Annotated in this window: 14 protein-coding genes; 4 read left to right on the forward strand and 10 right to left on the reverse strand. The window is 75.0% G+C overall.

Annotated features, from left to right (window positions below):
- The first annotated feature begins 18 nt into the window (after positions 1-18).
- The gene (locus tag AB0L21_RS19020) at positions 19-1,095 is read left to right on the forward strand and encodes a cation diffusion facilitator family transporter (RefSeq protein WP_365705991.1); all 1,077 of its coding nucleotides are present in this window, start codon (positions 19-21) and stop codon (positions 1,093-1,095) included.
- Positions 1,096-1,807: 712 nt separating this feature from the next.
- Here the strand turns inward: AB0L21_RS19020 and AB0L21_RS19025 are convergent.
- Together AB0L21_RS19025 and AB0L21_RS19030 are read right to left on the reverse strand one after the other, a co-directional pair.
- On the reverse strand, positions 1,808-2,365 hold the full coding sequence (locus AB0L21_RS19025) for a YbaK/EbsC family protein (protein ID WP_365785216.1): 558 nt from the start codon (positions 2,363-2,365) through the stop codon (positions 1,808-1,810).
- 32 nt (positions 2,366-2,397) lie between these two features.
- Entirely contained in the window at positions 2,398-2,970 is a 573-nt protein-coding gene (locus AB0L21_RS19030; protein WP_365705996.1) for an XRE family transcriptional regulator, read from the reverse strand.
- A gap of 108 nt (positions 2,971-3,078) precedes the next feature.
- Here AB0L21_RS19030 and AB0L21_RS19035 point away from each other — a divergent pair, with 108 nt between their 5' ends.
- Complete coding sequence (locus AB0L21_RS19035) at positions 3,079-3,936, forward strand: EamA family transporter (protein ID WP_365705998.1); 858 nt, start codon at positions 3,079-3,081, stop codon at positions 3,934-3,936.
- Between the two features lie 11 nt (positions 3,937-3,947).
- On the opposite strand, the gene AB0L21_RS19040 is transcribed toward AB0L21_RS19035, so the two are convergent.
- Positions 3,948-4,712, reverse strand: coding sequence for an acyltransferase (locus tag AB0L21_RS19040; protein ID WP_365785218.1), 765 nt, complete (start codon positions 4,710-4,712; stop codon positions 3,948-3,950).
- Positions 4,713-4,821: 109 nt separating this feature from the next.
- On the opposite strand from AB0L21_RS19040, the gene AB0L21_RS19045 reads away from it, so the two are divergent.
- Entirely contained in the window at positions 4,822-5,349 is a 528-nt protein-coding gene (locus AB0L21_RS19045; RefSeq protein WP_365706002.1) for a gamma carbonic anhydrase family protein, read from the forward strand.
- A 22-nt stretch (positions 5,350-5,371) separates the two neighbouring features.
- Here the strand turns inward: AB0L21_RS19045 and AB0L21_RS19050 are convergent, their stop codons facing one another.
- Entirely contained in the window at positions 5,372-6,016 is a 645-nt protein-coding gene (locus tag AB0L21_RS19050; protein WP_365785220.1) for a DedA family protein, read from the reverse strand.
- 252 nt (positions 6,017-6,268) lie between these two features.
- Between AB0L21_RS19050 and AB0L21_RS19055 the strand changes: the two genes are divergently transcribed.
- Positions 6,269-7,330, forward strand: a complete 1,062-nt coding sequence (locus AB0L21_RS19055) for a lysylphosphatidylglycerol synthase transmembrane domain-containing protein (RefSeq protein ID WP_365785222.1) — start codon at positions 6,269-6,271, stop codon at positions 7,328-7,330.
- Between the two features lie 52 nt (positions 7,331-7,382).
- Here the strand turns inward: AB0L21_RS19055 and AB0L21_RS19060 are convergent, their stop codons facing one another.
- The 6 genes from AB0L21_RS19060 to AB0L21_RS19085 all read right to left on the reverse strand — a co-directional run bounded on the left by AB0L21_RS19060 (position 7,383) and on the right by AB0L21_RS19085 (position 23,379).
- Complete coding sequence (locus AB0L21_RS19060) at positions 7,383-8,387, reverse strand: class I SAM-dependent methyltransferase (RefSeq protein WP_365785284.1); 1,005 nt, start codon at positions 8,385-8,387, stop codon at positions 7,383-7,385.
- A 359-nt stretch (positions 8,388-8,746) separates the two neighbouring features.
- Positions 8,747-9,928: a glycosyltransferase gene (locus AB0L21_RS19065; protein WP_365785224.1), complete on the reverse strand. Its 1,182-nt coding sequence runs from the start codon at positions 9,926-9,928 to the stop codon at positions 8,747-8,749.
- The gene (locus tag AB0L21_RS19070; RefSeq protein WP_365785226.1) at positions 9,925-10,725 is read right to left on the reverse strand and encodes an alpha/beta hydrolase; all 801 of its coding nucleotides are present in this window, start codon (positions 10,723-10,725) and stop codon (positions 9,925-9,927) included. The genes AB0L21_RS19065 and AB0L21_RS19070 overlap by 4 nt, the downstream gene beginning before the upstream one ends.
- A gap of 3 nt (positions 10,726-10,728) precedes the next feature.
- The gene (locus AB0L21_RS19075; protein ID WP_365706012.1) at positions 10,729-11,049 is read right to left on the reverse strand and encodes an acyl carrier protein; all 321 of its coding nucleotides are present in this window, start codon (positions 11,047-11,049) and stop codon (positions 10,729-10,731) included.
- A complete protein-coding gene (locus AB0L21_RS19080; RefSeq protein ID WP_365785228.1) occupies positions 11,046-15,863 on the reverse strand; it encodes a beta-ketoacyl synthase N-terminal-like domain-containing protein in 4,818 nt (1,605 codons plus the stop codon). Before AB0L21_RS19080 ends, AB0L21_RS19075 begins: the two co-directional genes overlap by 4 nt.
- Before the next feature lies 1 nt (position 15,864).
- Positions 15,865-23,379, reverse strand: coding sequence for an SDR family oxidoreductase (locus AB0L21_RS19085; protein ID WP_365785230.1), 7,515 nt, complete (start codon positions 23,377-23,379; stop codon positions 15,865-15,867).
- Positions 23,380-23,661: the final 282 nt, after the last annotated feature.

A 23,661-nucleotide genomic window follows, 5' to 3' on the forward strand; every position in this document is an offset into this window, starting at 1 on the left:
CACCGGAAGGGGATCGACGTGAGCGACCGGCACCCTCATGAGCACGGCTCGCACGAGCACGGCCCGCACGAGCACGGGCACGGCCCGCATGGGCATGCGCACGGCGCACCCGGCCTGCTCCATCGCCTGGCCCATCTGCTCACCCCGCACTCCCACGAGACCGCCGCGAAAGTGGATCCGGCGCTGGAGTCCTCGGTGCGCGGCATGCGCGCGCTGTGGGTGTCACTGGCCGTGCTGGGGGCGACCGCGCTGGCCCAGGCGGTGGTGGTGGCCGTGTCCGGGTCGGTGGCGCTGCTCGGGGACACGGTGCACAACGCGGCCGACGCGCTGACCGCCGTGCCCCTCGGCATCGCCTTCGTGCTGGGCCGCCGGGCGGCGACCCGCCGGTTCACCTACGGGTACGGCCGCGCCGAGGATCTCGCGGGGCTGGTGATCGTGCTGACCATCGCCGCGTCGGCGGCGTTCGCCGCGTGGGCGGCCGTCGGCCGGCTGCTCGACCCGCGCCCGGTCGCACACGTGCCGGCGGTCGCGCTGGCCGCGCTGCTCGGCTTCGCCGGCAACGAGTGGGTGGCCCGGTACCGGATCCGGGTGGGCCGGGAGATCGGCTCGGCCGCGCTCGTCGCCGACGGGCTGCACGCGCGTACCGACGGATTCACCTCGCTGGCCGTGCTGCTGGGCGCCGGCGGATCGGCGCTGGGGTGGCACCTGGCCGACCCGCTCGTGGGGTTGGGGATCACTGCCGCGATCGTGCTGGTGCTGCGGGACGCGGCGCGGGAGGTGTTCCGGCGGGTGCTGGACGCCGTCGACCCCGCACTGGTGGACCGCGCCGAGCACGCGGTGCATGCGGTGCCGGGGGTGCGTGAGGTGGGCGAGCTGCGCCTGCGCTGGATCGGGCACCGCCTGCGGGCCGAGCTCTCGGTGGTGGTGGACGGCGAGGCGACGCTACGACAGGCCCACGCGATCGCCGTCGAGACCGAACACGCCCTGCTCCACGCGGTACCCCGCCTGACGGCCGCCCTCGTACACGCCGACCCGGCCCCGACCCCGGGAGAGGCGGACCCGCACCTGACACTGGCCCACCACGCGACGACGTGAACGGGCCGGGGGCCGGGCGGCGCGGCGGTCTCCGGCCGGCGGGACCGAGAGGGTCTGGGCGGCGCGGCGGCGTGCGGCCGGGGCGCCCTGCGGAGGCCGGGCCGCGCGACGGCGTGGGATCGGGCGAAGGGATCGACCGGGGCCGGGCGGCACCACCGCATACGGCCGACGGGACCCGTCGAGGCCAGGCGCACGGCGGTGTAGGCCGGCGGGAGCGACCGAATGCCGGGCAGCGCGGCGGCGTACGGCCCACCGGACCTGACGCAGCACGGCAGCATGCGGCCGACCGGAGCGCCCGGGCCGGACAGCCCGGCGGCGTACGACCGACCGGACCGAGTCGGCGGCCAGGCGCAGCGCGGCCAGCATGCGGCCGACCAGAGCGCCGAGGCCAGGCAGCGCGGCGGCGTACGGCCGATGGAGCGACCGAAGCCGGGCAGCACGGCGGCATACGACCGACCGGACCGAGTCGGCGACCGGGCAGCACGGCAGCACGCGGCCGACCCGAGCACCGAGGACGGGCAGCACGGCAGCGGACGGCCGAACGGACCAAGTCGGCGGCCGGGCAGCGCAGCCCGCATGCGGCCGTCCCGAGCGCCGAGGACGGGCAGCACGGCAGCGGACGGCCGAACGGACCGTGTCGGCGGCCGGGCAGCGCGGCGGTGTGCGGCTCGGCGGAACCCCGTTGCGGTCCCGCGGCACCGGGCAAGAGGGGTCAGGCGATGCCCAGGTGGTCCAGTACCACCGCGCCGGGCAGGTCGGCCAGGGCCTTGCCGGGGACCAGGAGCTTGCCGCGGCGGCGACCGCTGCCCACCAGGACGTAGGGCAGGTCGACGACGGCCGAGTCCAGCAGGACCGGCCAGCCGGTGGGCAGGCCGAGGGGGGTGATGCCGCCGTACTCCATGCCGGTTTCGCCGGTCGCCGTCTCCATCGAGGCGAACGAGGCCTTGCGGGCACCGAGTTGGCGCCGGACGACCCCGTTGACGTCGACCCGGGTGGTGGAGAGCACCACACAGGCGGCGAGCGTGGTCTCGCCGGCCCGCTTGCCCGCGACCACCACACAGTTCGCCGACTGCTCCAGCAGCTGACGGCCGTAGTGCTCCACGAAGACGGCCGTGTCGGCCCACTGCGGCTCGGTGTCGACGGACAGGATCCGGTCGGCCGGGACCGCGCCCTGCCAGTCGCGTACGGCGTCGGCGACGGGAGCGGTCAGTTCGTCCAGGCGGTCCGGGGCCGGAACGGCGGTGTCGAAGTCTCCGATGGGTGCGCGCACGGCCGCACGCTACCAGCCCCTTTCGGCGCGCTTCAGCGCACCGGCGGCACCGAGACGGCCATCACCATCTCCATGGGTTCCGCGCCCTCGTTGCCGTACGTGTGCGGCGTACCGGCCTCGAACGTGGCGCTCGCCCCGGCCGGCACCAGGTGCTTCACCCCGTCGACGGTGAGGGTCAGTTCACCGGAGGTCACGTGGACGAGTTCCACCGTGCCCGCCGGATGCGGGTCGGAGGGGCTCTGCTCGCCGGGCATCAGCCGCCAGTCCCACATCTCCAGCGGGCCGGGCGCCTCCGTTCCCGCGAGCAGGCGGTTGTAGCTGCCGGCCTCGGTGTGCCACAGCCGTACGGCCTGCTCGGCGGGGACGATGCGGACCTTGGGGCCCTGTTCGTAGTCGAGCAGCGTGGTGACGCTGACGCCGAGCGCGTCACCGATCTTGACGACGGTTCCGATGCTGGGGTTCGTCCGGGCCTGCTCGATCTGGATGAGCATGCCACGGCTGACCCCCGCGCGGGCGGCGAGCGCGTCCAGGGTGAAGCCGCGTTCGGTGCGCCACCGCTTGACGTTGCGCGCCAGGGACTGGGTCAGCAGGTCGAGGTCCGACACGTTGGGTCCAATATCCGGGAGTTCAATATAATTGATGTATCAGTTCAGTGAACTGCATTACGATGGGGTGCACCTGATCGTTCACCGAACTGTACTGCGAGGCCGGCCGTGACAGCATTCTTCGCCCTGACCACCAGCCTGCTGTGGGGGCTGGCCGACTTCGGCGGCGGACTGCTGACCCGGCGTACCCCGGCGCTGGCGGTCGTGGTGGTCTCGCAGGCCATCGCGGCGGCCGTCCTGGGCGCGATCGTGCTCGCCACGGGCGGCTGGAGCGAGGCCGGACCCCGGCTGTGGTTCGCGTTCGCCGCGGGCCTGGTGGGACCGGTGGCCCTGCTCTCCTTCTACCAGGCCCTGGCCCTCGGCCCCATGGGCGTCGTCTCGCCCCTCGCCACCCTCAGCGTCGCCGTGCCCGTCGGCGTCGGCCTCGCCCTCGGCGAGCGGCCGGGGCTGCTCCAGGTCGCGGGCATCGCGGTCGCCGTCACCGGGGTCGTCCTCGCCGGCGGCCCGCAACTGCGGGGCGCGGCCGTGCAGCGGCGCGCGGTCCTGCTCACCCTGGTCGCGGCGCTCGGCTTCGGCACGGTGTTCGCCCTGATCACCGAGGCCTCCACCAATGTCACGGGCCTGTTCCTCGCGCTGTTCGTGCAGCGGCTGACGAACGTCGCGGTGGGCGGGGCCGCGCTCGCCGTCTCGGTCCGGCGCGGTGGCACCGCCCTGCCGGAGGGCGGTTTCCCGTGGGCCTCGCTGCCCGCGCTGGCCTTCGTGGGACTCGCCGACGTGGCGGCCAACGGCACGTACGCCGTCGCCGCCCAAAGTGGCCCGGTCACCGTCGCGGCCGTGCTCGCCTCGCTGTATCCGGTGGTGACCGCGCTGGCCGCGCGCGGCTTCCTCAGCGAGCGGCTGCGCGCGATCCAGGCGGCGGGGGCGGGCCTGGCCCTGCTGGGCACGCTGCTGCTGGCGACCGGCTGAGCCGGCCCGCGTCAGCCCTCGGGCTCCAGGGCGGCGAGCCGCGCCACCGCGTCCTCGTCCAGATCCGCGAGCGCCCGCAGCTGCCCCGGTGTCATGCCGTCCGGGATCGGCACCGGGGCGGGCGTCCGCAGCGGCGGCTGCCAGCCCTCGTCGGGCGTCCAGCGCCGTACGACCCTGGCGGGCGCGCCCGCCACCACCGCGTGGTCGGGCACCGTCCCCCGCACCACCGCGCCGGCCGCCACGACCACGTTCCGGCCGATCCGGGCGCCCGGCAGGATCACCGCGCCGGTGCCGATCCAGCAGCCCGGGCCGATCTCGACCGGCTCCATCCGCGGCCACTGCCTGCCGATGGGCTGGTGCGGGTCGTCGTAGGAGTGGTTGGTGGAGGTGACGTAGACGTACGGACCGAAGTAGCAGTCGCTGCCGATGGTGACCGTGGTGTCCGCGATGACATGGCTGCCGCGGCCGAGGACCACGCCGTCACCGATGCGCAGGATCGGTTCCGGGCCGAGGTCGAGGCCGGGCATCAAGCCGGCGGTGAGGGTGACCTGCTCGCCGACGATGCAGTGGGAGCCGAGCCGGATCCAGGGTTCGCCGAAGACCGTGCCGAGCGGGAAGGCCAGACGGGTGGCCTCGCCGATGGAGCCGAAGCGGAAGCCCGCGGGGTGCTCGGCCGTGACGGACCCGTTGCGCTGCATCCAGGACCAGGCCGCGTGTACGGCTCGCTGGGCGAGGCCCTGTCGCCAGGATGAGAACGTGTTCTTGCGCTTCGGCACGGGGTCACGTTACTCACCGGTCGCTTCCGGCGGAGAGAGCGGGCTGCTGTGATCTTTGCCCCACCTGGTGCCGTACGGTGCCGTGTACCGCTGACACGAGGAGACGGTGATGACGCACAAGGCGCTGATCGTGGGTATCGGGGGCAAGGAGCCGCGGGTCGATCCGGAGGCGTTCGTCGCGCCCACGGCGTCCGTGATCGGGGACGTCACCCTGCACGCGGGGGCCAGCGTCTGGTACGGCGCCGTGGTGCGCGGCGACGTCGAGAAGATCACCGTGGGGGCGCAGGCCAATGTGCAGGACAACGTCACCCTGCACGCCGATCCGGGGTTTCCCGTCACCGTCGGGGAGCGGGTGTCCATCGGTCACAACGCCGTGGTGCACGGGGCGACCGTCGAGGACGACTGCCTCATCGGGATGGGGGCGACCGTGCTCAACGGGGCGGTGATCGGTGCGGGGTCGCTGGTCGCGGCCCAGGCGCTGGTGCCGCAGGGGATGGTGGTGCCGGCCGGATCGTTGGTGGCGGGGGTGCCGGCGAAGGTGAAGCGGCCCCTCTCCGAGGAGGAGCGGGAAGGGGTGACCCTCAACGGCACCCTGTACGCGGAGCTGGGTAAGGCGCACCGCGGGGTGCACGAATAGGGCTCGTCGGCGGGATGCCGGTTCACTCCCCGGCGCTCACCGGTTCCGCTTCCCGCTGGTCCGGCTGGGCCTTCTTCGCCTTGCGCTTGAGGATCAGCATGGAGGCCAGGCCGATCAGCACCGCCGCTGCCAGGCCCACGTACGAGAAGCGCTTCAGCCAGTCCTCGGCGACGATGCCCACGTAGTAGATGACGGCCGTCGTGCCGCCGGCCCAGCAGATGCCGCCGAGGACGTTGGCGATCAGGAACTTCCAGTACGGCATGTGCAGGACGCCCGCGAGGGGGCCGGCGAAGATGCGCAGCAGGGCGACGAAGCGGCCGAAGAAGACCGCCCACATGCCCCACTTCTCGAAGGACCGCTCGGCGGTGGCCACGTGTCCCGCGCCGAAGTGACGGGGGAACTTCCCGCCGAGCCAGGCCAGCAGCGGGCGTCCGCCCTTGCGGCCGATGGCGTAGCCGATGGAGTCGCCGATCACCGCGCCCGCGGTCGCGCAGACGCCGAGGACGACGGGGTTGACGCCCGAGTGCTGGGAGGACATCAGCGCCGCGGAGACCAGGATGATCTCCCCCGGCAGCGGGATGCCCAGGCTTTCCAGACCGATCACCAGAGCCACCACGGCGTAGACGGCAGCCGCCGGCACCGAGTCGAGCCATTCCTGGACGTGCACCGCCGGTTCCTCCCCTGTCGCTGTCCTTGCCCACCGGGTCGTCGCATGTAAAGCGCGCCCCAAGGGAAGGCTACCTGGTCGGCGGTGAACGGCCGCTTGCCCGCGCCCGGCCGGCGGCACCGTTCCGCCCACGCCCCTTACGTTTCCGGCCATCCCGGTGTCACGCGGGAGGGGAAGGCTCTCCGCGGTTCCGCCCGGCCCGCCTCCCCCAGGTCCCCGCCGTGGGGCCCGCCGCGGAAGGACGACGTCCCCGTGTCCTCACTGTCCCCGTCCCGCTCGCTGCCCCCGGCACCAGGCTCCTGTCCCGGGTCCGCCACGTCGGCCGCGTCGGTCGCAGGTGCCTGTCCCGGGACCACGGCCACGGCCCGGCCGGCGTCCCGTGCGTCCGCCCGGCCGGTACGGCTGGCCCTGTGCCTGGCTCCCCTGCTGCTCGCCGTGGGCTGGGCCGTGGCCAACCGGCCCGTGGTGTACGAGGGGGTACGGCGGCTGGTCGGGGCCGACCCAGGGTGGCTGCTGGCCGGAGCCGGTTTCACCTGTCTGACCTGGGTGACCGCCTCCTGTGTCCGGCAGGGCGCCCTGCCGGACCGGTTGCCGCCGGGACTGCTGCTCGCCTCGCAGTTCGCCGCCGGCGCCGCCAATCACGCGCTCCCCGCCGGGCTCGGTGCCCACGCGGTCACCCTGCGGTTTCTGCGCGGCCGGGGCGTGCCACTGGAGCGGGCGACCGCGTCGATCGGGCTGTACTCGCTGGCCAGGTCCACGGCGAAAACGCTGGTCCTGCTGGTGTTCCTGGCGGTGTCCCCGGCCTGGCGGCGCCTCGGGGACGTGATCCCGGACGGGCGGCTGCTGGTGCCGCTCGCCGCCGTCGCGGGCGGGGCGGTCGCGGTGACGGGGGTGCTGCTGACGGTCGTACGGCCGTTACGGCGGCCGGTGACCGGGCTGCTGCGCTGCGCCCTGGCCGACGTGCGCGCGGTGCACTCCCGGCCCTGCCGGGTGCTCGCCCTGTGGGGCGGGGCGGTCGCGATGCCGCTGGTACAGGCGGGCACGCTGGCCTGTGTCGGGGCCTCACTCGGGCTGGGGCTGCCGTGGGAGCAGGTGGTGCTCGCCTCTCTGGCGGCGGGCACGGCCGTCGGTGCGGTCCCGGCGCCGGGCGGGCTGGCGGTCGACGCGGCGCTGGTGTGGACGCTGGTCACCTTCGGCGCGGTGCCCGCGGTGGCGACGGCGACCGTCATCGGGTACCGGGTGCTGTCCGACTGGGTGCCGTTGCTGCCGGGGGCGTTGGTGCTGTCGGCGCTGATCCGGGCGAAGGTGTTGTGAGCCGGTTCGCCCGCCCACCCGCCCGACTCGCGTCGAGGTGGCCCGCAGGACGTCAGTCCCTGCGGGCCACCAAGCGGTAGGCGTTGCACAGGCCCAGGCGGTGGGACAGGGGGCGTAGCGCGAAGCGGTCCAGGAGGGTGGCGGTGAGGAGGGCGGGGACGCCGGCCAGGAGGAGCGCGGTGCGGGCGGCGCGGCGGAGGGCGTTCGGTCGCTCGGGGAGCCAGGGCGCGTCCTCGCGCGGTGCCGTGTGATCCAGCGCGAGCCAGACGGCGGCGAGCAGGTCGACCGGGTCGTGGGCCTCGGCGTGCTGTTCCGCCACCACCGTGAACCCGAGGTCGGTGAGCCGGCGGCGCAGAGGGGCGACCGGCATGAAATGCAGGTGCTGCGGCTGGAGCCAGGGCAGCCACCAGCGGCCCAGGAGGCGGGCGTAGCGGCTCTCCGGGTCGGGTACCTCGATGAGGAGGTGGCCGCCGGGGCGTACGGCTTGACGGGCGGCACGGAGTTCGCGGTCGGGGTCGGTGCTGTGTTCCAGGTAGTGGAACATGCTCACCACGTCGTAGCGGGCGGTGAGTTCGGGGGCCAGGTCGGGGAACGCGCCCCGGTAGGCGTGGTCCACGCGGCCCTCGCGGGCGGCGAGTTCGACGCCGTCGGTGAAGTCGAGCCCGTCGAAGACGGTGTCCGGCAGGACGGCACGGGCCGCCGCGCAGAAGTGGCCGTGACCGGTGCCGACGTCGAGCCAGGTCTTCGGCGCGGGGTCGTACGGCAGCATGGCCTCGGCGCGGCCCCGGTACATCGGGCCGCGCCCGCCGAAGGTGCCGCTCATCCGCTGCTCGCCGAGGCCGTCGTAGAAGTCCCGGTAGTAGAACTCCAGGCCCTCGGCGGTCAGTTGGGGGTTCTGGAAGACGTGGCCGCAGTCGGCGCAGCGGTCCAGGGTGAAGCGGCCGGGCTTGTGCTGGAGCAGGTCGGTGGTGCGCAGGCGGGGGGTGAGCCGGCCGGAGGAGCACCAGGGGCAGGTGGTGCGGCGGGGGGCGAGGAAGCGGTCGGTGCCTGCGTCCAGATCGGCCTGGTAGGCGGGGCGCAGGGCGGCGATGCGGGCTGTCCTGTCACGGGGGTCGTGGTCGGGGCGGTCCTTCTCGGGCGCGTCCTTCCTGGGCGTGCCCTGCTCAGCCACACCCTCCTCAAGGGCATCCTCACCAGGGACGTCCGCTTCACGAGGACCGGTCTTCCGGGCCTTTGCCGCACGCGCCCCGGTCTCCCGGGCATCGGTCTCGCGAACGTCCGCCTCACGAGCGCCCGCCTCCCAGGCATCCGTCTGACGGCCGTCCAGCTCACGGGCCTCCCTGCCCCGGACCTCTCTCCCCCGGGCGTCCGCCCCACGGGCATCGTTGTCCAGGGCATCGCTCTCCTGCGCGTAGCTCATCGGCTCTCCGCTGCCAGTCGTTCGAGGTGGGCCGCCGCGGTCGGGGCACCGCCCGCCGCACGGAAGGCGGCGCTGATCCGGGCGGCGGCGGCCCGGTGGGCGGAGTCGTGCAGGACGGTGTCGAGCGCCGCGCCCAGCCGGGCCGCGGTGACCCGGCCGAACCGGATCCGGACGCCCGCGCCTGAGTCCACGACCTGTCCCGCCACCACCGGCTGGTCGTCCCTGATCGGCGCGACGACGAGCGGGACGCCGTACCACAGGGCCTCGCACACGGTGTTGTGACCCGCGTGGCAGACGACGGCGTCCATCCGCTCCAGGAGCGGGAGCTGGGGTACCGACGGCAGTACCAGGACGTCCTTGTCGTCCGGTGCCGCGGGCAGGGTGCCGCCCGGGTCGGCGATCACCGCCTGGACGCGGGTCGCGCGGTCCCGCAGCGCGGTCAGGGTCTCGGCGAGGAACCGGCCGCCGGCGTCGGCGTTGGCCGTGCCGAGGGTCACCAGGACCTTGGCCCGGCCGTGGTCGAGCCGTTCCCAGGGGAACCCGGGTCCGGCCGGGCGCCCGGCGAGCGACGGGCCGACGTAGTGGATGTGCCGGGCCAACGGCGCCCGGGGTCCGATGAGTTCCGGTGTGCTGAACGCGAGCAGCAGGTGGGGCGAGAAGCGCGGGTCGGCGGTGCCGGACGGGTCGCCGACCCGGGCGCGCAGCTCGGCCAGGTGCTGCCGCAGCCGGTCGGCGACCTTCGGCAGGCCGTCGTAGGCGCCGCTGAACTCGGCGGACGTCGTGGCGGAGGTGGCCCACGGCAGCCCGAGGCGCTCGGCCACCAGGGCGCCGGCGAAGGCCTGCTGGTCGGCGACGACGACGTCGGGCCGGAACGCGGTGACGGCCGCGCGGACCCCCGGCGCCATCGCGTCGGCGAGCGGCACCAGATACCACTCCCACAGGAACTTCAGCGCCTCCGCACCCCGCAGGTCGGGCGGTCGTACGGCGCCCTCGGCGCCCGGCACCGGGCCCGCGCACCCGAACACCACCGCGTCCGCGCCCGCGAGCCGTCGTACCCGCGCCGGGTCGGCGCAGGCCCAGGCCACCCGGTGGCCGTGCCCGGTGAGCCGGGCGGCGACGCCGACGGCCGGGTTGATGTGCCCGGTCAGCGGCGGGACGACGAAGAGGAAACGGCTCACCGGACGCCCGCCCCCGCCGAGACCAGGTCCAGGATGTGCGCGCCGACGGTGCCGGGCGCCTCGACCAGGACCGAGTGCTCGTGCCCCGGCAGGACGACCGCCCGGAAGTCCGGCAGCAGCAGCCGCTGCGCCGGCACCAGGTCCACGAGGTCCGAGTCGCCGCCGTACACACCGAGGACCGGGCAGCGTACGGCCCTGATCTGGGCCTCGGTGAGCACCCGGCTGGCGGGGATGTCCCGGCCGAGGGTGGTCTCGCGGGCGAGCCGGGCCGCGCCCTTGGCGAGGCGGGCGGTGTTGTGGCCGCGGTGGGCGGTGATCCAGGCCAGCGCGTCCGGCTCGTTGTGCGCGAGTTCGGTCACCACCCGGCGCAGGATCCGGCCGAGCTTCGCGGCCCAGGCGGCCGTGGCCGGCTCGGACTCGATCAGGGTCAGGGTGGCCACCCGGCCGGGGTCGCGGGCCGCGTAGCCGAAGGCGATGGTGCCGCCGTAGGAGTTGCCGACGAGGTGCACCGGCCCGGTCACGCCCAGCCGGTCGAGGAGCGCCGACAGGTCGTCGATGTTGTGGTCCAGGGTGTAGCCGTGCGGCGGGCGCTCGCTGCGGCCGTGGCCGCGCAGGTCGTACATGACGACGTCGAGTCCGGCCGCCGCGAACACGGGCGCGACGGTGAAGTAGTAGCTCGCCAGGCTGTCGGTGAGGAGTCCGTGCACGAGGACGACGGTGGAGTGCGGGGTGCGGCCGCCCGTGGGGCCGGTGCGCTGGACGTGCAGCCGGATGCCGCCGGCGTCGACCATCGCCATCGCTCAGCCCGCCTGGGTGGTCTTCAGGCTCCACACCACGTGCTCCACGAGCCGGCCGACGGTCAGGTCGACGATCTCCTCGAACTCCATTCCGGCCAGGAACTCGGCGAGGTTGACCCGCTGTCCGTACCGCTCCTCCAGCAGACCCGCCAGGGTGACGAGGTCGATGCTCTCCAGTTCCAGATCGCGGTTGAAGGTGGTGGACATGCCGATCGCCATGTCGTCGTCGCCGTACTCCGCGAGGACCGTGCGGAGCATGCCGGTGATGTCGGCGAGCACGGTGTCGGCGGTGGGCTGCGCCGGGGCCGGCGGGGTGGGGTTCATCGGGGGTACTCCTCGGCTGCGGGGTCGGGGGGTGCGGCGGCGGCTGCTGGGCCGGGGGGTGCGGCGTCGGTTCCCGGCCCGGTCGTCCAGGCCACCACGTAGGCGCGCTCCGGCAGGCGGGGCGGGCTGGTCACCGGAGCGCAGTGCACGGTGTAGGCGTGTTCCAGACGGCCGGAGACGATGAGCCGGCTGCCGTCCGGGGCGGCCTCCAGGACGGCGAAGTCCCTCGGCCGGCCCCCGAATCCGGCGCCCTCGGCCTTGGCGACCGCCTCCTTCGCGGCCCAGAACCGCGTGAACCACACGGCCTCCGGATCACCGCCGTCCTCGTACCGGGCGCGCAGGAGCCGCAGTTCGGCCGGGCCGAGCGCGGTGGTGAGGGTCGCCGGGTCCCGGTCGGTGACTTCTTCGATGTCGATGCCGGGACCGGGCCCCGGGCGGTGGGGCCGTACGATCGCGACGCCCGCCTCGGCGCGGTGGGCGAGCGACACGTCCAGCGCGGGCAGTTCGCGGCCGTGCACTCCGGTGACGTACGGGCGGCCGAGTTCGTCGTTGCCGACCCGGATCTCGGCGGGGAAGACGGGCCCCTCGCCGTGCTGCCAGAGCCAGTGCCGTACGGCGTCCTTGACCGCGATCCGGCCGAGCAGCCACTGCCGGCGTCCCCGCGGTGGACGCTCCGCGTAGGCGGCGCGCTCGGCGCCGCCCAGTGAGTTGCGCATGATCAGTTCGCGGGAGGCGAGGTCCGGCCACCGCTCGTGCACCAGCGCCCAGCCGCCGGACAGGGCCGCGGAGAGGGTGTGGCGCTCGGGGAAGCGTTCGACGGGCCGGGTCGTGGGGTCGTTGTCGAAGCGGCGGTCCTGCCAACCGGTCAGCCGGGCCCACACCCGGCCGCCTACGGTCAGCTCCGCGTCCGCCTCCAGCACGGTGTCCGTGAGGGCGGTGATCCGCAGCAGGCAGCGGACCTCGGTGCCCGGCTCCGGATGCGGTCCGTGGAACCGCGCCTCCCCCAGCTGCACCGGGAAGACGACGGTCCGCTCGGCGCGGGTCGCCATGATCCAGTAGCCGAGCAGCTGGCCCACGTTGTCCAGCAGGGCACCGGGGGCCGCCGGCGTGGTGATCACCCCGCGGATGTGCCGCTCACCGATCGCCGTCAGCTCCGACAGGCCCTGGAACCCCGGTCCGTGGAACATCCAGCGGTCGCGGTAGAGCTGCCCGGCGGTGTGCTCGGGGAGGCGTTCGGGGGCGTCCGGGACAGGGCGGGGTGGGGGCGGTGCGGGGTGGCGCGGGGCCAGTTCGACCACCGCGCGGGCGGTGGGGCCGAAGGTGACGGAGACGCGGTCCGGGCGACCGGGAACCGGGGTGACGGTGACCGGGACCTCGACCGGGGGTGCGGCCGTGAGCCAGCGGTCGAAGCGGGCGCCGTGCACGGCGACGGCGCGCAGGCCGGGGGCCGCCGCCTCCGCCACGTCCATCATGTGCCGGACGATCGTGGTGGCCGGGACGACCGGCCAGCGGTCCTCCAGGTCCGGCCAGCCGGAGCGCTGGGGGAAGAAACAGTGGTCGAGGAGGTGGGGCATGGTGTGCACGGAAATGTGCAGGGTTGTGGTGGTGGGGGCGGTGGCCTCAGTGGCTGTGCGGGCGCTGGTGGAGTGCGGCGCTCCCGTCACCGGCATGGGGGGCGTTCGGTCGCCGGGCCGGTGGCCGGCCGCGATCAGCTCCGCCGCCGTGGTCGCGGTGTCCCGCAGCAGGGCGGTCAGTTCGGCGGCGGCCGGGTGGCGCACGGCGAGGTCGTCCAGCGCGGAGGTCCCGGAGGAGAGCCGTACGCCCGGCTCCCTGGGCCGCAGCTGTGCGCGCAGCGCCTCGCGGGTCGGGCCGTCCAAGGACACCAGGGCGCTGCCGAGATCGAGGCGGACGGGCGGGCGTACGCCGGCCGGCCGGACCGCCACGGCGCTCGGGCGTGCCGCGGGAGCCACGGTCGCGCCTGCCGTCCACAACGCGGCGGCAACGCGGCGGAGTTGGGCCAGGCCGCTGTGGTGGGGCGCGTTGGCAGCGACGGCCAGGTGATCGCGGTCGCCGAGGGTGTCGCCGATCAGGGAGGGCAGTCGGCCGGAGCCGGTCTGGACGAAGACGCGGTGGCCTGCGGCGTACATGGCCTCGGTCAGTTCACGGAAGCGGACGGGCTCCAGGAGGTGCCGTACGAACAGGTCGCGGACCGCCCGTTCGTCCCGTGGGAAGGGCGCGGCGGTCGTGCCCGACCACACCGGCACCGTCGGCGGGTGGAGCCGGAAGCGGTCGGCGGCCTCCTTGATGGGGGCGAGGAACGGTTCGAGCATCGGCGTGTGGAAGCCGGACCGGAACGGCAGTACCTGGCAGAGCACGCCCACCGCGCGGAGTGACCGGACGAACTGCTCCACCGCCGGGCCGGGGCCGCAGACCATCGACTGGCGGGGCGCGTTGTCGTGGGAGAGCACGATCCCGGAGTCCGCCCAGGCACCGGCGAGCACGGCGCGGACGTGGACGGCGGAGGTGCCGACAGCGGCGAAGACCAGGCCGGGGACGGTGACCGAGTCCGGGTCGAACTCGGCCATGAACGCGTCCACATGGGCGGCCGAGTAGAGGCCGGCCGCGGCCATGGCCGTCCACTCGCCGACGCTGTGCCCGGCGACCGCGTCCGGGACGACGCCCATGCGGCGCAGGGCCTGGTCAAGGAGACGGCCCACGCCGACGACGCCGAAGCCGTGCCGGCCGATGTCACCGACCTCGACGTCCGGGCCCGGGCCGGAGAGCGAGGGGAGGCCGAAGTGGGCGGCGATGTCGTCGGTGCGGGGCGTGAAATCGGCCTCCAGACCGGGGAAGACGAACGCCAGTCTGCCGCCAGCACGGCCGAGCAGGGGCCCCGGCCGGAACCACACGTCACCGCGGCCGTGCCAGGCGCGGCCCTTGGCGACCGCACGCCGGGCCAGGGCCAGCCGCTTGGCGGTCGGATCCACGACAGCGAGCCGGACCGGCCCGGCGTCGCTGCGCGGCCGGGCGGGGTCGAGCCCGGCGGCGAGGACGGCCGAGTCGTCGGCATCGAGGAGCGTGGCGAGGCCGTCCACGTCGTCGGCGGAGAGCAGGAGGATGCGCTCGGATTCGGTGACTCCCGCGACAGCGGACGCGGGCACCCCGCCCCGGTCCGTCTGTGCGGCGCTCCCCCTGCCCCGGGTGAGGGCGGGCGTGGAAATTCCGTCCGCCGTCGGCTGCGTACTGCTCTCCGCCGGCGCGGACAGGGAACGCCCACCCGTCCCCGCCTGCACACCGCTCCCGGCACGCTCGGAGTCGGGCCACCCGCCCGGGTCCGCCTGCGCGCTGACGCCGCCGCTCCCCGCACGGGCCCGCGCGGAGTCTCCCCGTGGTGCCTCTTCCAGCACCACATGGGCGTTGATTCCGCCGAAGCCGAACGCGTTCACCGCTGCTCTTCTCGGTGCGTGCCCTGTGCGGGTCTCCCAGGGCCGGGCCCGCTGGAGGGTGTGGAAGCGGGTGGCGGCGAGGCCGGGGTGGGGGTCGTCGCAGTGGAGGGTGGGCAGAAGGGTGCGGTGGTGGAGGGCGAGCGCGGCCTTGACCAGGCCCGCCACTCCCGCCGCCGGCATGGTGTGCCCGATCATCGACTTCACCGAGCCGAGCACGGGCCGGCCGGCCTCCCGGCCGTGACCCGTTCCGGGCCCGAACACCTCGGCCAGCGTGGTGAGTTCGGCCGTGTCACCGGCGGGCGTGGCCGTGCCGTGCGCCTCCAGCAGGCCGATGGAGTCCGGCGCGGCGGGGTCGAGTCCGGCGGCTCGCCAGGCCTGGCGCACGGCGCGGGTCTGCCCGCCCGGGTCGGGGCTGACGAGTCCCGCCGTACGGCCGTCCCCGGCCACGCCCGTGCCGCGGATCACCGCGTACACGCGGTCGCCGTCGCGTTCGGCGTCCGCGAGGCGTTTCAGTACGACGACCCCGGTGCCCTCGCCGATGAGGATGCCGTCGGCCTCGCGGTGGAAGGGGCGGATGCGCTCGGTCGGGGACAGGGCGCGCAGCTGGGAGAAGACGCTCCACAGGGTGATGTCGTGGCAGTGGTGCACTCCCCCGGCCAGCATCAGGTCGCAGCGGCCGGTGGTGAGTGCGGTGACCGCCTGGTCGACGGCGACCAGGGAGGAGGCGCAGGCGGCGTCCACGGTGTAGGCGGGGCCGCGCAGGTCCAGGCGGTTGGCGATGCGGGAAGCGGCGAGGTTGGGGACCAGGCCGATCGCGGCGTCGGGGCTGTCGGGCCCGAGGCGTTCGGTGAACGCGGTCCGGATGCGGTCGAGTTGGGCGGCTTCCAGGTCGGGCAGCAACTCGCCGAGCGTGCGGGTGAGTTGGTGGGCGGTACGCACCCGTTGGTCCAGCCGGGCCAGGCCCGGGGTGAGATAGCCGCCGCGGCCCAGGACGACCCCGGTCCGGTGCCGCTCGGGCAGCCGCTCCGGGCCGCCCGCGTCGGCGAGCGCGGCGGCGGCCACGTCGAGGGCGATCAGCTGGTCGGGTTCGGTGCCGGGCACCGCGGCGGGCATGATGCCGTAGCGGGTGACCTCCACCTCGGCCAGGTCGTCCACGAATCCGCCGCGCCGGCAGTACACCTGGCCGGCGACGGCGGGTCCGGTGGCCGAGCCGGGGTGGTAGTGGTCGGCGTCCCAGCGGCCGGCCGGGACCGCGGTGATCGCGTCGGTGCCGTCGCGCAGATTGCGCCAGTAGGCGTCGAGATCGCGGGCGCCGGGCAGCAGCACCGCCATCCCGACGATGGCGACGGGTGGCTGACAGGCGGTCATGTCACCAGCCCGAAGCGGTGTAGACGACGGCTCGGGCCGCCGGGTCACCCCAGGCGAGTTCGCGGAGCAGGGCCGCGGTGCCCTCGTCCGGGTCGATCAGGGCGACCCCGCGCCGGGCGTACTCGCGGCCGAGTTCCGCGCCGACCATGCCGGTGTGGCTGCCGGCCGGCGCCCAGGGTCCCCAGTGGACGGTGAGCGCGCGGCGGCCGGTACGGGCGGCCCAGTCGGCGCCGAGCGCTTCCAGGGCGTCGTTCGCGGCGGCGTAGTCGGCCTGGCCCCGGTTGCCGAGGACGGCGGCGATGCTGCCGAACAGCACGGTGAACGCCGGTGGGCCGGGCAGGTCGTCCAGGGCGGCGAACAGCGCGGCGGCCCCGGCCGTCTTCGTGCCGTAGACCCGTTGGAAGGACTCCGGGGTCTTGTCGGCGATCAGCCGGTCCTCGATCACTCCGGCGGCGAAGACGACACCGTCGAGCCGGCCGTGGTCCGCGTGGATCTCCTTGACGGCCCGGAGGACCGTCTCCCGTTCCCGGAAGTCCACCGAGCGGTAGCGGGCCGGGCTGCCGAGAGCGGTGAGTTCGGCGAGCGTGGCGCTGATCTCCCGCTGGGCGAGGACGCGTTCGGCGGCCCGGTTGATCTCGGCGGGCTTGGGGGCGCCGGGGCCCGTGGCGAGCGCGGCCCGCAGTTCGACGGGGGTGCGGGCGGCGGCGATGTGCGGGGCCTCGGGTGCGGTGGGCGCGGGTGTGCGGCCCAGCAGCTCGATCCGGCACCGGCAGGAGGCCGCCAGCGTGGCCGCGAACCTCGCCGTGATGCCCCGGGCGCCGCCGACCAGCAGGACCACGCAGTCGCGGTCGAGCCCGAGCGCGGCGGCCTCGGCTGCGCCGTCCCCGGCGGGTCCGGCGCCTGTGGTGCCGAGCGGGCCGAGGGGTGCGGGCACCAAAGCCAGGCTCTGGCGGTGTCCGGCGGCCGTGCGCAGGACGACGGGGGCCGGTTCCGGAGCGGGCTCGGGAGCGCACAGCTCGGCGACCACCGCGTCGGCGACGGCCGCCGGGCCGGTGTCCGCGACGGCCAGCACCCGCGCCAGGAGGTCCGGGTACTCGCGGGCGACGCTGCGGACCAGACCGTCCAGCCCCGCCGCCCGCAGCGCGCCGGCGCCGTCGGCGGGGCGCACCGCCAGCAGCAGGCGGGGGCCGCACGCCAGCGCGGCCCGGAGCACCGGGAAGGCGTCCGGCAGCACCGGCAGGCCGGGTCCTGGCAGCGCGCCCAGGTAGAGGACGCCGTCGACCGGGCCGTCGGCGGTGCCGAGGAGGTGGCCGCGGTCGAGGAGCACGGCGTCGGCGCCGTACCGGGTGAGCCGCGCGGCGACCTGGGCCGCCGTGTCACCGTCGGCATCGGCGAGCAGGACGAACCGCCGGCCGGACAGGTCGGGGGAAGGGTCAGGGACCGAGTCCGGGAGTGGCACGGGGCGCAGTTCGCAGCGGTGGGGAGCGACGCCGACGGGGGTGTCGGTGGCGGCGGCCGTTGCCGAGCCCGACGGCCCGCCGTCTTCAGGTACTCGGCCACCGCCCGCCGTCCCCGTCCGTGCCGTCAGCCACGCCGTGACGGCCGCCGCGGTGCGCGCCTTGGCCAACTCCTCCAGCTCCGCGTCGTCGAGGAGTTCCGCGCCGCCCGCGATGCCCAGGCGCTGCGCGAGTTCGCCCGCGATCTCGGCCCGTTTGATCGAGTCGATGCTCAGGTCGGCTTCCAGATCGAGGCCGGGCTCGATCATGTCGACGGGGTAGCCGGTGCGCTCGCTGATGATCTCCCGCACGACCCGCTCCACGTCGTCCGGCGGACCCGGCTCGGCAGGGCCGCTCGGTGCCGGCCGGGCGGGCGGTCGCCGGACGGTCTCGACAGGCGCCACGACCTGCGCGGGCCCCACGGGAGCCACGGGTGCCACGGGGACGGCGGGCGCCGGTGTCGTGGCACCGAAGTAGGTGAGCAGCACGTCCCGCTGGGCGGCGATCATCTCCCGGCTGGTGCGCAGGAATTCGGAGATCAGCGCGTCCCGGTCGGCCGGGGCGCCGTTCGGCTGGTCGGTCGTCACGGTCGTCTCCAGGACGCGTCGGGCCGGCACGAGGGCACCGGGCAGGAGTGCTCCGTCGGCCGTACGGACGAGGTGTCCGTCGACCGTCCAGCCGGGTCGCCTCGGCGCCGGGGCGCGCAGCGCGTCGACGGCGTCGCGGCCCCGCAGGAGCCACGCGGTACGCACCGGCTGCCCGGCGACGGCGAGGCGGGCGAGGGCGTCGAGCCAGCCGGCCAGGCCGCTGTCGGCCCGTGGCTCGCAGGCGACCGTGCGGTGCGGGCGGTCGCCGAGGATCTGGCCGACGAGCCGGGTGAGGACCGTGCCCGGGCCCGCCTCCACGAAGATCCGCGCGCCCGCCTCGTACATCGCCTCGATCTGCGCGGCGAAGGCCACCGGGGCGCCGATCTGGGCGGCCAGTTCGGCGCGTACGGCGTCGGGGTCCGGCGGGTACGGGGCGGCGGTGCGGTTGGCCCAGACAGGGAACTCGGGCGGCCGGACCGGTTTGTTCGCGAGCACCTTGGCGAAGCGCTCCCCCGCGGGAGCCACCAACGGACTGTGGAAGGCGCAGGCCACCGGGATGCGGCGGGCGCCGAGCCCTGCCGTGCGCAGGGCCCGTACGGCGGTGTCCACATCCGCGCCGGGGCCCGAAATCACCGTCTGCTCGGGCGAGTTCAGGTTGGCGACGACGACGGACCCGGGCGCCTTGGCGGTACGCAGGGTGCGTACGACGGTTTCGGCGGGGGCACCCACGGCGGCCATGGTGCCGGGCTCGTCGCCGGCCGCCGCCAGGATCGCGCCGGCCCGCTCGGCGCTCAGCTCCAGCAGGGTCTCCGGATCGAGGGCGCCGGCCGCGGCCAGCGCGACCAGTTCGCCGTAGCTGTGCCCGGCGGCCATGTCCGCGTGGACGCCGGCCGAGGTGAGGAAGGCGTGCGCGGCGAGACCCGTCACACCGAGGGCGGGCTGGGCCGTGCGGGTGTCGGTGAGGGCAGCCCGCTGCCGCTCACGCGTGGCGTCGTCGAAGGCGGCCGGCGGAAAGAGCCGGTCGGCGTGCGCGCGGCCGAGGTGCAGGTAGTCCCTCAGCTCGGGCAGCACGACGAGAAGCTCGGCGAGCATGCCGGTGCGCTGACTGCCCTGACCGGGGAAGAGGAAGGCCACCTGGCCCTCGCCGACTGCGACTGCGCCGTCGCCGGCCGGGTCAGGTACGGCGTGGAGGAGCGGGGAGCCGGGCCCGTCGGGGCCGCCGCCTGCGTCTACGTGCGGACGGTCCGTCCCGGCGCCCGCATCTGCGTGCGGGGGATCCGTCCGGGCGCCCGCGTCTACGCAGGTCACCCCGGCAGCCGCGTCCGCGCGGTCCACCCCACCAACCGCGTCGGCGCGCCCCGCCCCGGCAACCGTGTCCGTCCGGGTTGCGTGAGTCATGTCCGCGGGGACGAGCCCGGCGCCCGTATTCGCGTGGCGGACTCCGGGGCCCGACCGCGCGTCCTGAGTCCTTCCGCCCGCCTCCGCGAGATACACCCCCGCACCCGGGTCCCGCTCCCCCGCCAGGACCCGTCGCAGTTGCCCGATCAGTTCCCCGGTGTCGTGGGCGACGACTGCCGCCTGGGTCGGTTCGTGGGAGGTGTCGGCGCGGTGGGCCGCTGCGAGGGCGAGGTCGCGTAGGCGCCAGGGGCTGTCGGGGGACTCGGCGGCGTGGAGGATCTCCTCGGCGGTCCGGCGGGCCGCCGCCATGTCGCGGCCCCGGAAGAGGAACAGTTCGGCGGGCCAGGCGTCCAGGGCCTGCCGGGGCGGCGGCGCGTCACCGTACGCCGCGAGTACCGCGTGGAAGTTGGTGCCGCCGAAACCGAACGCGCTGACCCCGGCGAAGCGTTCGGCGGCCGGAGCCGCCCAGGGCTGGGCGCGGGTGTGGAAGACGAACGGGCTGCCGGCCTCGTCCCAGGCGGGGTTGGGCCGCTCCAGGTGCAGGGTGGGCGGCTTGACGCCGGTGTACAGCGCCAGCGTGGTCTTGATCAGACCGGCGAGTCCGGCGGCGCACTTGGTGTGCCCGATCTGCGACTTGACGGAGCCGAGCGCACAACCGCCCTTCGCCGCGCCCGCCTCGGCGAACACCTCGCCGAGGACGGTGAGTTCGGTGCGGTCGCCGACGACGGTCCCCGTGCCGTGCGCCTCCAGCAGCCCGACCGCGGCGGGCGGGACACCGGCGTTGCGGTACGCCCGTCGCAGCGCGGCCCGCTGGCCCTCGGGGCGGGGCGCGGTCAGGCCGAGGGAGCGGCCGTCGCTGGCGGAGCCGAGGCCCTTGACCACGCCGTAGATCCGGTCGCCGTCGCGTTCGGCGTCCGCGAGCCGTTTGAGGACCACGCAGGCCACGCCCTCGCCGAGGGCGATGCCGTCGGCGGAGGCGTCGAAGGAGCGGGACCGGCCGGTCGGGGAGAGCGCGTGGACGGAGGAGAACAGGACGTAGTCGTTGATGCCGTTGTGCAGGTCGGCGCCGCCGCACAGCACGAGGTCGCTGGTGCCGCACACGAGTTCCTTGCAGGCCACGTCCAGCGCGGCCAGGGAGGAGGCGCAGGCGGCGTCGACGGTGTAGTTGGCGCCGCCGAGGTCCAGGCGGTTGGCGATCCGGCCGGAGATGACGTTGGCCAGCATGCCGGGGAAGGAGTCCTCGGTGAGCCGGGGCAGTTGATCGTCCAGCCCCTCGAGGACCTTGCCGTAGTACGACGGCAGGACGGCGCGCAGGGTGACCGCGTTGGACAGGTCGCTGCCGGCCTCCGCGCCGAAGACCACGGCGGTGCGGGAGCGGCCGAACTCTCGTCCCTGTTCGCCGTATCCGGCGTCGTCCAGTGCTCTGCGGGCCGCTTCCAGGGACAGCAGCTGGACGGGTTCGATGCCGCCGAGGGAGGCGGGCGGGATGCCGTAGCGCAGCGCGTCGAAGGGGACGGGCGGCAGGAAGCCGCCCCATTTCGACGCGGTGCTGCCGGCGGTGTGGTGCACGGCGGGATCCCAGCGGTCGGGCGGGACCTCGGTGACGGCGTCGTGTCCGGAGACGATGTTCGACCAGAAGGTGGCGAGGTCGGGGGCCTGCGGGAACATGCAGGCCATGCCGACGATCGCGATGTCGAGCGGCGGGGGCGGGGGCGGTTCGGGGGTGGCCCGGGGACTGGGCCGTACGGCTCGGTCGGCTCGTCCGGCCGGCGTGGCGGGGCCGGGCTGCGCGACCCGCCGGGTGAGGAAGTCGGCCGCTCCGTCGGTCACCGCGTGGTGCAGGGCCGCCAGGGTCGTACGCGCCGAGCGCAGTACGGCGACCTGCCCTGCCATGAACAGCCCGTCGGCGAGCTGTCGTTGCTCCGCCACGGTCCGCACCTCACCGTCGTCGGCGCGTGTCAGGCCCTTGCTGGCGATGCGCAGCCGGCCGACGTTGAGCCGTTCCAGCCGCTCCCAGACCTCCCGGTCGGCCAACCCCTGCGCGCGTAACGCGGCTTCGTGCTCGCGGTAAGCGTGGGTGAAGGGACTGGGCACGCAGCGGGTGGCATGCCCCGGTGCCGTCTCCAGCAGCGCGGTCCCGGTGGCGGCCAGGACCTGCCGCTGGAACAGCGGCTGGACGGCACCGCGGGCGACGGCCTCCTCGGTGAACAGGTAGGCGGTGCCCATGAGGACGCCGACGGCGGCGCCCCGGGCGGTGAGCGGCGCGGCCAGCGCGGCGACCATCGCCGCGGACCGCTCGTCGTGGATGCCGCCCGCGAAGAACACCTCCAGCGCCTGTGCCGCATCGTCGTCGGCGTCCGCCAGGAAGCTTTCCAGGACGGCCAGTTGGGCCTCCCACAGCGGAAAGGAGGCCCGGGGTCCGACATGTCCGCCGCACTCGGACCCCTCGAACACGAATCTGCGCACGCCCGCGTCCAGGAACTGCCGCAGCAGCCCAGGCGAGGGCACGTGCAGGAAGGTGCGGACGCCGGCCCGCTCCAGCGCCTCGGCCTGGGCGGGCCGGCCGCCCGCGACGATCGCGTGCGTGGGCCGCAGCTCCCGTACGGCGTCCAGCTGGGCGTTCCGGATGTCCTCCGGCGCGAAGCCGAGCACGCCCACGCCCCAGGGCCGGCCGTCCAGCGCCGCCCGCGCCTCGGTGAGCATCGCCCGGGTCCGCTCACCGTCGGCCAGGGCCAGCGCGAGGAAGGGCAACGCGCCGCCCTCGGCCACGGCGGCGGCGAATCCGGCCTGGTCACTGACCCGCGTCATGGGCCCCTGCGCGACCGGTAACCGGGTACCCAGCGCCCGGCTCATCGCCGACCCGGGTCGCAGAGCCGTACCCGCCGGAGGAGTCGACACCGCCGGTCCGACCGCGTCCTGCACCGGCCCGGAGACGACCACCTCGCCGGGGGCCGTCACCGCCCCGGCCACCCCGCGCGCGCCCCCGGGCGGGACCACCTCACCCGACACAACGGGCCCGACCACCCCGCGCACAGCCCCTGACGGAACAACCTCACCCGGCGCCACCGCCGACCCACCCACGTCGCACCCGACCCCGGGCGAAGCCCCCTCACCCGACGCCAATGACCCGGTCACCCCGCGCACAGCCGCTGGCGGGACCACCTCGCCGGCCACCGCCGACGCGGCCACCTCCCCCACCGCCGCCGACACTCCGCGCACGACCCCCCGCACATTCCCCCACCGTTCGGCGAACCGGGCGGCGAGGAAGCCGTCCTGGCCCACCGGGAGCAGTCGGCCGCGCAGCTCGTGGGCGCTCAGCAGGGGTGCGACCGCTGCGGGGTCGTCGGAGGTCGGCTGTGGCGCGTCCGGGCCGCGGCGCCGCAGCACCCGGTGCCCGCCCAGCACCACGGTCTCGGAGCCGTCCAGCGACCGCAGCACCGTCCGGACCGCCTCGGGCAGCGCCGACTCGGCCAGCAGGGCCAGCTGGCTGTCGAGGACGACACCGGTCGCCCCGCCCGCCACCGCAGCCGCCGCCGTACGCGGACCGACGCCCCCGCACGCCCATACGGGCGAGCCGCTCAACTCCTCGTCCGCCAGCAGCTGTTGCAGCAGGACGAAGGTGCTCAGTTCGCCGACCCTGCCGCCGCTCTCACCACCCCGCGCGATCAGTCCGCGCGCACCCGCCCGGGTCGCGGCACGGGCCTGATCGAGGTCACGGACTTCCGCCAACACCCGGCAGTCATCCGGGAGTTGGTCCACCGTCCAGGGCGCGTCCGGGGTGAGCACCACGGTGTCCACGGCACCGCCGAGGTCCACGGGGGCGAGGAGACATCGACCGGTCACCCGTACGCCGAAGCGGCCCGGTGCCGTACGTCTCAGCCGGGACAGCTGCTCGCGGCATCTTCGGTCGCCGGTGCCCAGGTCCAGGATGCCGAGCGCACCGGCGGCACAGGCGGCAGCGGCCAGGCCGGCGTCGGGTTCTCCGAACGGGGTGAGGCACAGGATCAGGTCAAGGGCACGCACAGGGGAGGTCATGATGCTCCGGCACGATCGACGAGACAGCTCGGTGGGGGGATGCGCGGGGAGACACTCTGGTGCGAGGGCCTCGGAAACTAGCGAGGTCATTACTCGCGGGTCAATAACGGCGCAGCCTTTCCCTGTGCGGTGGCACCGATTCGGCCAGCTCGCCGAATTCCCCGCAACCGGCGGTAAATCCAGCTTTTCCCCGCACAGGCGAGAACGGAGGCCCTTCCGGCCGCGTAGATCACATCGGCACAAGCCCGTCAAAACCATCTGCCCGCTTCACCGACCTGGTGG

The organism is Streptomyces sp. NPDC052721 (assembly GCF_040678315.1).
In the GTDB taxonomy this organism is placed as follows: domain Bacteria; phylum Actinomycetota; class Actinomycetes; order Streptomycetales; family Streptomycetaceae; genus Streptomyces.